Origin of the sequence: Mycobacterium sp. NS-7484 (assembly GCF_001953975.1) — a bacterium.
Lineage (GTDB): Bacteria > Actinomycetota > Actinomycetes > Mycobacteriales > Mycobacteriaceae > Mycobacterium.
This window is the reverse complement of record NZ_MBEJ01000084.1, coordinates 18,946-27,425: the sequence shown is the minus strand read 5'-3', so window position 1 is coordinate 27,425 and position 8,480 is coordinate 18,946. Positions and strand designations below refer to the sequence as shown.

Here is an 8,480-nt window from a genome sequence, read left to right as displayed (position 1 = left end):
GCCGGCCCCGGAGCTGTCGGGGCGGCCCCCGACCGCCGTGGCCGGCACCGCGGCGCAACAGTCGTCATTCCACGCCGGGTCGCCCCGGTGGTCGCGGCGGCGCCGTCCAGCGATCCACACCGCTTCGGGCGGGTGGACGACGACGGCACGGTGTGGTTGATCACCGGATCCGGTGAGCGCGTCATCGGATCGTGGCAGGCCGGCGACACCGAGTCGGCGTTCGCCCACTTCGGCCGACGCTTCGATGATCTGCACACCGAGGTGGCGTTGCTGGAACGCCGGTTGTCCTCCGGCACCGGCGATGCTCGCAAGATCAAGTCTGCCGCGGCAACATTGGCCGAAACTCTGCCCACCGCAGCAGTTCTCGGTGACGTGGACGCACTCGGCGCCCGCTTGACCGCGATTTTGGAGCATGCCGACGCCGCCGCCCAGACCGAGCGTGCTCAGCGTGATGAGCACCGCGCCGCGCAGACCGCACGCAAAGAGGCATTGGCCGCCGAGGCCGAGGATCTGGCGGCCAACTCCACCCAGTGGAAGGCCGCCGGCGACCGTCTGCGCGAGATCCTCGATGAGTGGCGCACCATCACCGGGCTGGACCGCAAGATCGACGACGCCCTGTGGAAGCGGTACTCGACAGCGCGGGAGACGTTCAACCGCCGCCGCGGCTCGCACTTCGCCGAACTCGACCGCGGCCGCGCCGGTGCCCGCCAGGTCAAGGAGGCGCTGTGCGAGCAGGCCGAGCAGCTGTCCGGGTCCACCGACTGGGGCGCCACGAGCGCGGCGTTCCGTGACCTGCTGAACCAGTGGAAGGCCGCGGGCCGCGCGGCCAAGGACGTCGACGACACCCTGTGGCACCGCTTCAAGGCCGCGCAGGACACGTTCTTCGGGGCCCGCAACGCCGCGCACGCCGAACGCGACGCGGAGTTCAAGGCGAACGCCACCGCCAAAGAGGCGCTGCTGGCCGAGGCCGAGAAGATCGACACCACCGATCTGGACGCCGCGCGTGCGGCGTTGCGCGCCATCGGCGACAAGTGGGACGCGATCGGCAAGGTTCCGCGCGAGCGGGCCGCGGATCTGGAACGACGACTGCGTGCGGTGGAGAAAAAGATCCGCGATGCGCCGACCGGCGGCGTGGATCCCGAAGCCCAGGCTCGGGCCGATCAGTTCCGTGCCCGCGCCGAGCAGTTCGAGCGGCAGGCCGAGAAGGCCGAAGCGGCCGGCCGGGCCAAGGATGCCGCCGAGGCCAGGGCCAGTGCCGAGCAGTGGCGGCAGTGGGCGGACGCCGCCGCTGCCGCGCTGTCCGAGCGCAGTTAGGGCTTGTCGGGCTCGTCCGGCTTTTTATCGGTGACGCCGTTGCCGCCCGGGCCCAACAGCCCCTGCTGCTGCACCTTGGCCGCCGCCCGTCGTCGGTCCTCCTCGGCCGCCAACTGAAGGGCCGTGCGCGACCACACCACCCGGGCCCAGTGGAAGGTCAGCACGATCACCGCAAGCCAGGCGATGATCAACCCGATACCGGGGCCGGGATGGCCGGCAGCGGTCTGACGTGACCACACCGCGAGCATCCCCAGCGCACTGGCCACCGCGGATCCGGCCAGGGCCACCCAGGCCAGCGCCCAGCGGCGAGTGATCAGCGCCAGCGTCGAGAACCCGACCGAGAACACCAGCGCCAGCCAGACGAACACCCGCGACGGCAGCGAGACGCCATCGCCGACGGCTACGGCGTCGCCGACGAGGACGTCGAATCCCTTGGTGTGCCCGGTGTGGGGCAGCACGAACGACAGCAGCACGACGAACACGAAGATCGCCACCACCATCGCCCGGGGGCCGGTGTCGAATTCGCGGGCCACCCGGCGTTCGACGTCGGCAAGCTCGTCCTTGAAGCGGTCAAAGTCACTTTCGTTGCTCAACAGCCACATCCTCCTGATGCCGGCGGGGTGGTCGGCGCACCGATCCGCGGCAGTCCCAGCCCGACGCCGGTGCGGGGACGCTGCCCCGCCGCATGGGCGTCGCCGGCGCGGGTGCGCCGATGACCGGACAGCGGGGCATCCGCGATCAGATGATGCGGTGCGGCGCCGGTCACGGTCGTGACGACGATGTCGCCGGGTCGGATCTCGCCCTCGCCCGGACTGAAATGCACCAGCCTGCCGTCGCGGGCCCGACCGGACATCCGCGCGGTGCTGGCATCCTTGCGGCCCTCACCGGTGGCGACCAGCAGCTCGACCTGCCGGCCGATCTGAGCCTGGTTCTCCTGCAGTGAGATTCGCTCCTGCAGCTCGATCAGGCGCTGATAGCGTTCGGTGACAACCGCTTTCGGCAACTGATCGGGCATGTCGGCGGCCGGTGTGCCCGGCCGGATCGAGTACTGGAACGTGAACGCACTGGCGAACCGCGACGCCTCGACGACGTCGAGGGTGGCCTGGAAATCTTCCTCGGTCTCCCCCGGGAACCCGACGATCAGGTCCGTGGTGATCGCGGCGTGCGGGATCACCGCCCGTACCTTGTCGATGATGCCGAGATAGCGCTCGGCCCGATAGGACCGGCGCATCGCCTTGAGGATCCGATCGGATCCCGATTGCAGCGGCATGTGCAGCGTCGGGCACACGTTCGGGGTCTCGGCCATCGCCTCGATGACGTCGTCGGTGAACTCGGCCGGGTGCGGCGAGGTGAAGCGCACCCGTTCCAGACCGTCCACATCGCCGCAGGCGCGCAGCAGCTTGGCGAACGCGCTGCGGTCCCGCGGCACATCCGACCAGTTCGTCGGGTCCTCGCGCAAGCGCTCGTCCGCAGCAAACGACACGCCGTAGGCGTTGACGTTCTGGCCCAGCAGGGTGATCTCGAGCACGCCCTGGGCGGCCAGGGTTTGCACCTCGGCCAGGATGTCGCCGGGCCGACGGTCCACCTCTTTGCCGCGCAGCGACGGCACGATGCAGAACGTGCAGGTGTTGTTGCAACCCACCGAGATGGAAACCCATGCCGCATAAGCGGACTCGCGCGTGGCGGGCAGGGTCGACGGGAACTCCTGCAGGGCCTCGACGATCTCGACCTGCGCGGCGCGGTTGTGCCGGGCCCGCTCCAGCAGCGTGGGCAGCGCGCCGATGTTGTGGGTGCCGAACACCACATCGACCCACGGGGCCTTCTTCAGCACCGCGTCGCGGTCCTTCTGCGCCAGACACCCGCCGACGGCGATCTGCATGTTCGGGTCGGCGTTCTTGCGCGGGGCCAGGTGGCTGAGATTTCCGTAGAGCTTGTTGTCGGCGTTTTCCCGCACTGCACACGTGTTGAACACCACGATGTCGGCGTCGGCGCCGTCCTCGGCGCGCCGGTACCCGGCGTCTTCCAGCAGGCCCGACAACCGTTCGGAGTCGTGCACGTTCATCTGGCAGCCGTAGGTTCGGACCTGGTAGGTGCGTGCGGCGTGCTCGTGGGGTGCCGACGGCTCCTCGCGCAAGCGCTCGTTGGGGGGCACCATCGTTGTCACGGCTTCAATGGTACGGAGCGGGCCAAATCGCCAACGCGGCGGATTCTCCAGATCCGGGCAGGTTGGACGTTCCCTGGGTAAGGTCACCTGCCATGGGAAGCCCCGGCGAGCCGCCGCAGGTCGACGCTGCGGCGCCACCAGATGTGCCGATGATCTCACTGCAGGAAGTCAACAAACACTTCGGCTCCTTGCATGTACTCAACGACATCAACCTCGAGGTGGGCCGTGGCCAGGTGGTCGTGGTGCTCGGCCCCTCCGGCTCAGGTAAATCCACCTTGTGCCGCACCATCAACCGGCTGGAGACCATCGACTCGGGCACCATCGCCATCGACGGTCAACCGCTGCCGGCCGAGGGTCGCAGACTGGCCCAGCTGCGTTCAGACGTCGGCATGGTGTTCCAGTCGTTCAACCTGTTCGCGCACAAGACGATCCTGGAAAACGTCACCCTCGCCCCGGTGAAGGTGCGCCGCAAATCCAAGGCGCAGGCCCGCGAGACGGCGATGGCTCTGTTGGAGCGGGTCGGGGTGGCCAACCAGGCCGACAAGTACCCGGCCCAACTGTCGGGCGGTCAGCAGCAGCGGGTCGCCATCGCCCGTTCGCTCGCGATGAACCCCAAGGTGATGTTGTTCGACGAGCCGACCAGCGCCCTGGATCCCGAGATGATCAACGAGGTGTTGGCGGTGATGAGCTCGCTGGCCGGCGAGGGGATGACGATGGTCGTAGTCACCCACGAGATGGGCTTCGCCCGGCGGGCGTCGGACCGGGTGGTGTTCATGGCCGACGGCGCCATCGTCGAGGACGCGCCGCCGGCCGAGTTCTTCGACAATCCGAAATCCGATCGCGCCAAAGATTTTCTCGGCAAGATCCTGTCCCACTAACCACTGACGCTCCGGCGAAAGGAACCCGAACATGCCCTCTGTGCCGTTCAAGTTGGTCGGTACCGTCGCACTCGCCATCGCGCTGCCCCTGGCGGCCACCGCGTGCGGCGGTGGCGATGACGGCAACAAGATCGTCATCGGTACCAAGTACGACCAGCCCGGGCTCGGCCAGAAGAAGCCCGACGGCACCATGGCCGGATTCGACGTCGACGTGGCCAAGTACGTGGCCAACGAGTTGGGCTACAGCGAGGACCAGATCGAATGGAAGGAAGCCCCCTCGCCCCAGCGCGAGACGCTGATCCAGAACGGTCAGGTGGACTACATCGTGGCCACCTACTCGATCACCGACGCCCGTAAAGAGAAGGTCGACTTCGCCGGGCCGTACCTGCTGACCGGCCAGAGCCTGTTGGTGCGCTCGGACAACAACGACATCACGGGCGCGGCCTCACTGGAGAACAACAAGAAACTGTGCTCGGTGTCGGGCTCGACCCCGGCGCAGCGGATCAAAGACGAGTATCCGAAGGTGCAGTTGCAGCAGTACGACACCTACACGCTGTGCCTGGACGCCCTCAAGAACGGGGCCGTGGACGCGTTGACCACCGATGAGGTGATCTTGGCCGGCTATGCCGCGCAGAGCCCGGGCGCCTTCAAGATCGTGGGCGACAAGTTCTCCGAGGAGCGCTACGGCATCGGCCTGAAGAAGGGTGATACCGAGCTGCGCAACAAGATCAACGACGCCATCGAGAAGATGGAATCCAGCGGCGCCTGGAAGGAAGCGTTCGAACGCAATCTGGGCCCGGCCGGAATCACCACACCGGAACCGCCCGCCGTCGACCGCAACTGAGCCGGGGGTAGCGCACCGACCGTGGAAATTTTCGACGAGTACCGCGATCAGATCTTCGCGGCGTTCTGGACCACGATCCAGCTGACGGTGTACTCCGCGATCGGTGCGCTGATCCTGGGCACGGTGCTGGCGGCGATGCGGCTGGCGCCGGTCCCAGTGCTCAATTGGCTCGGCGCCGCGTACGTGAACGTCATCCGCAACACTCCCCTGACCCTGATCATCGTGTTCTGCGCGCTCGGGGTGGGACAGACCATGCGGATCACGTTCACCGATCCGAACTCGCCGACATCGATCACCGACAGCAACTTCCGCCTGGCGGTGCTCGGATTGACCGTCTATACCGCATCGTTCGTGTGCGAGACGGTGCGTTCCGGGGTCAACACGGTGCCGATCGGGCAGGCCGAGGCGGCCCGCTCACTGGGCTTCTCCTTCGGCCAGAACTTGCGATTGATCCTGCTGCCACAGGCTTTTCGCGCCGTGATCATCCCACTCGGGTCGGTCTTGATCGCTTTGACGAAGAACACCACCATCGCTTCGGCGATCGGCGTGGCCGAGGCGGCGTTGTTGATGAAGGACATGATCGAAGACACCGCCGCGGTCCTCACGGTCGGTGCGATCATGGCGGCCGGGTTCATTCTGCTGACACTGCCGCTGGGACTGTTCTTCGGTTGGCTGGGTAAGCGCCTGGCGGTGGCACGATAATGCGCAGCGCATCAGTCCTGTTCGATGCGCCGGGTCCGCGCGCGAGGGTACGCAATCTCGTTCTGGCGATCCTCGCGGCGATCGGCGCCGGCGTCCTGATCGTGTATGTGCTGTTCCGGCTGTGGCAAAAGGATCAACTCCAGCCCGACAAGTGGAAACCGTTCCTCACGTCGGATCTCTGGATTACCTACGTGCTTCCCGGGATCGAGGGCACGCTGACGGCGGCGGCGGTGTCCATCGTCCTGGCCCTGGTGTTGGGCATGGTGCTGGGCATCGGCCGGCTGTCGCCTATTGCCCCGATCCGATGGATCAGCGCGGTGATCGTGGAGTTCTTCCGCGCCGTGCCGGTGTTGATCATGATGCTCTTCGCGTTCTTCCTCTACGGCCTCTCCGGCAGTTTCCCGTCCGAGTACGTCGCCCTGGCCGGGGTGGTGACGGGATTGACGCTGTACAACGGGGCGGTGATCGCCGAGATCGTCCGAGCCGGCGTCCACTCCCTTCCCAATGGGCAGCGGGAAGCCGCGTGGTCGTTGGGCTTGACCTGGACCCAGACCATGCGGCTGGTGCTGCTGCCGCAGGCCATCACCGCGATGCTGCCGGTGTTGGTGTCTCAACTCGTCGTGGTGCTCAAGGACACCGCGATCGGCTACCAGATCACTTTCGTGGAAATGGTGCGTCAGGGCACGAACATCGGCTCGGTGTACCAGAACATTCTTCCCGCGTTGATCGTCATCGCCGTCCTGATGATCAGCGTGAACATCGCCCTGTCCTCGTTGGCCACCAGGATCGAGCGCCGGATGCGGCGCTCTCGTCGCGGTCCCGTACCACTGGAACCAGAGGCCGTCGAACAGGAAGGCGCACCGGGAGCGCAGGTATTGCAGACCCAGCGCGACTGATCACACCCGACGGCGCTCCCGCTCGCTGGCAAGTTCGACGCTGACCACGTCGAAGGCCATCGACTGGTTGTAGCCACGGCGGGCCAGCATGCCGACCAGCCGGCGGGTCACCTTCACGTCACCGTCGTCGTCACTGAGCTTTTCGCGACGCAACTTGTCCCGCACCAACTGCTCGGCCCGCTGCCGTTCGGCGGCCGGGTCGAGATCGGCCAGCGCTGCGTCGATGACGTCGTTGTCGACGCCCTTCTTGCGGAGCTCGACAGCCAAGGCGCGCTTGCCTTTTCCCGCGTTCGCGTGCCGGGACCGCACCCACTGCTCGGCGAAGTCCTCGTCATCGATCAGCCCGACATCGGTGAGCCTGTCGAGCACCTTGGCACTGAGGCCTTCGTCATAACCCCGTTTGGCGAGGTGCTCGGTCAGCTCGGCGCGGGTGCGAGCCCGCACGGTGAGCAGGCGCAGGCACACGTTCTTGGCCTGCTCCTCGCGCTTGCGAGGGTCCTGCGCCTGCTCGTCCTCGGGCGTGCCCGACGGATCAGAAGTCAACCGGGGCGGGAAGGACGTCATCAGTGGCCTCGGCGGTCACGACCGCACCGATACCGAGCTTCTCCTTGATCTTCTTCTCGATCTCGTTGGCGACATCGACGTTCTCCAGCAGGAACTTGCGGGCATTCTCCTTGCCCTGCCCCAGCTGTTCGCCCTCATAGGTGAACCAGGAGCCGGACTTGCGGATGAATCCGTGCTCGACACCCATGTCGATGAGCGAACCCTCGCGGCTGATGCCGTGGCCGTAGAGAATGTCGAACTCGGCCTGCTTGAACGGCGGCGAGACCTTGTTCTTGACGATCTTGACACGAGTCCGGTTACCGACCGCATCGGTGCCGTCCTTGAGGGTCTCGATGCGGCGGACATCCAGGCGGACCGAGGCGTAGAACTTCAAAGCCTTACCGCCCGTTGTCGTTTCGGGCGAGCCGAACATCACACCGATCTTCTCGCGGAGCTGGTTGATGAAGATCGCGGTGGTGCCCGAGTTGTTCAGCGCACCGGTCATCTTGCGCAGCGCCTGGCTCATCAGACGGGCCTGCAGACCGACGTGGCTGTCACCCATCTCGCCCTCGATCTCGGCGCGGGGAACCAGGGCCGCCACCGAGTCGATGACCAGGATGTCCAGCGCACCCGAGCGCACCAGCATGTCGGCGATCTCCAGCGCCTGCTCACCGGTGTCGGGTTGGCTCACCAGCAGTGAATCGGTGTCCACACCGAGTTTCTTGGCATATTCCGGATCCAGCGCATGCTCGGCGTCGATGAACGCCGCGATGCCGCCGGCGGCCTGGGCATTGGCCACCGCATGCAGCGCCACGGTGGTCTTACCCGAGGATTCCGGACCGTAGATCTCGACCACGCGGCCGCGGGGCAGGCCGCCGATGCCGAGGGCCACATCCAGGGAGATCGAGCCGGTGGGAATCACCGAGATGGGCTGGCGGACCTCGTCACCGAGGCGCATCACCGAGCCTTTGCCGAAATTCTTGTCGATCTGGGCCATCGCCAGTTCGAGCGCCTTTTCGCGATCGGGGGCCTGTGGCGCCATGAGTGTCTCCGTCCTCGTGATGTTCGGTGATCGGTTTCGATCAGTTGGCCGTGACGCTAGAGGCAGCCACCGACAAGTCGGCTCGACCAGCATCTCG

At 66.5% G+C, this 8,480-nt stretch carries 9 protein-coding genes; 5 read left to right on the top strand and 4 right to left on the bottom strand.

What is annotated here, in order from left to right; all coding sequences use genetic code 11:
- Positions 1 to 66: 66 nt before the first annotated feature.
- Entirely contained in the window at positions 67 to 1,314 is a 1,248-nt protein-coding gene (locus A5733_RS15170) for a DUF349 domain-containing protein (RefSeq protein ID WP_233152701.1), read from the top strand.
- Here A5733_RS15170 and A5733_RS15165 read toward each other — a convergent pair.
- Both A5733_RS15165 and miaB read right to left on the bottom strand, forming a co-directional pair.
- Complete coding sequence (locus tag A5733_RS15165; RefSeq protein ID WP_067767044.1) at positions 1,311 to 1,916, bottom strand: hypothetical protein; 606 nt, start codon at positions 1,914 to 1,916, stop codon at positions 1,311 to 1,313. The two genes, A5733_RS15170 and A5733_RS15165, sit on opposite strands and share 4 nt — an antisense overlap.
- Positions 1,904 to 3,469 (bottom strand): tRNA (N6-isopentenyl adenosine(37)-C2)-methylthiotransferase MiaB, encoded by a 1,566-nt coding sequence (miaB, locus tag A5733_RS15160; RefSeq protein ID WP_076240690.1) that lies wholly within the window; start codon positions 3,467 to 3,469, stop codon positions 1,904 to 1,906. The genes A5733_RS15165 and miaB overlap by 13 nt, the downstream gene beginning before the upstream one ends.
- Positions 3,470 to 3,627: 158 nt before the next feature.
- Here miaB and A5733_RS15155 point away from each other — a divergent pair, with 158 nt between their 5' ends.
- Genes A5733_RS15155 through A5733_RS15140 form a run of 4 tightly spaced genes read left to right on the top strand, consistent with a single transcriptional unit; the run spans position 3,628 to position 6,798 of the window.
- Positions 3,628 to 4,356: an amino acid ABC transporter ATP-binding protein gene (locus A5733_RS15155; RefSeq protein WP_067767037.1), complete on the top strand. Its 729-nt coding sequence runs from the start codon at positions 3,628 to 3,630 to the stop codon at positions 4,354 to 4,356.
- Positions 4,357 to 4,387: 31 nt separating this feature from the next.
- Positions 4,388 to 5,200 (top strand): glutamate ABC transporter substrate-binding protein, encoded by an 813-nt coding sequence (locus tag A5733_RS15150; protein WP_076240689.1) that lies wholly within the window; start codon positions 4,388 to 4,390, stop codon positions 5,198 to 5,200.
- Between the two features lie 21 nt (positions 5,201 to 5,221).
- A complete protein-coding gene (locus tag A5733_RS15145) occupies positions 5,222 to 5,902 on the top strand; it encodes an amino acid ABC transporter permease (RefSeq protein ID WP_067767031.1) in 681 nt (226 codons plus the stop codon).
- Entirely contained in the window at positions 5,902 to 6,798 is an 897-nt protein-coding gene (locus A5733_RS15140) for an amino acid ABC transporter permease (protein WP_076240688.1), read from the top strand. Before A5733_RS15145 ends, A5733_RS15140 begins: the two co-directional genes overlap by 1 nt.
- On the opposite strand, the gene recX is transcribed toward A5733_RS15140, so the two are convergent.
- Both recX and recA read right to left on the bottom strand, forming a co-directional pair.
- Positions 6,799 to 7,362, bottom strand: a complete 564-nt coding sequence (recX, locus tag A5733_RS15135) for a recombination regulator RecX (RefSeq protein WP_076240687.1) — start codon at positions 7,360 to 7,362, stop codon at positions 6,799 to 6,801.
- The gene (recA, locus tag A5733_RS15130) at positions 7,331 to 8,383 is read right to left on the bottom strand and encodes a recombinase RecA (RefSeq protein WP_067767022.1); all 1,053 of its coding nucleotides are present in this window, start codon (positions 8,381 to 8,383) and stop codon (positions 7,331 to 7,333) included. Before recA ends, recX begins: the two co-directional genes overlap by 32 nt.
- Positions 8,384 to 8,480 lie beyond the last annotated feature (97 nt).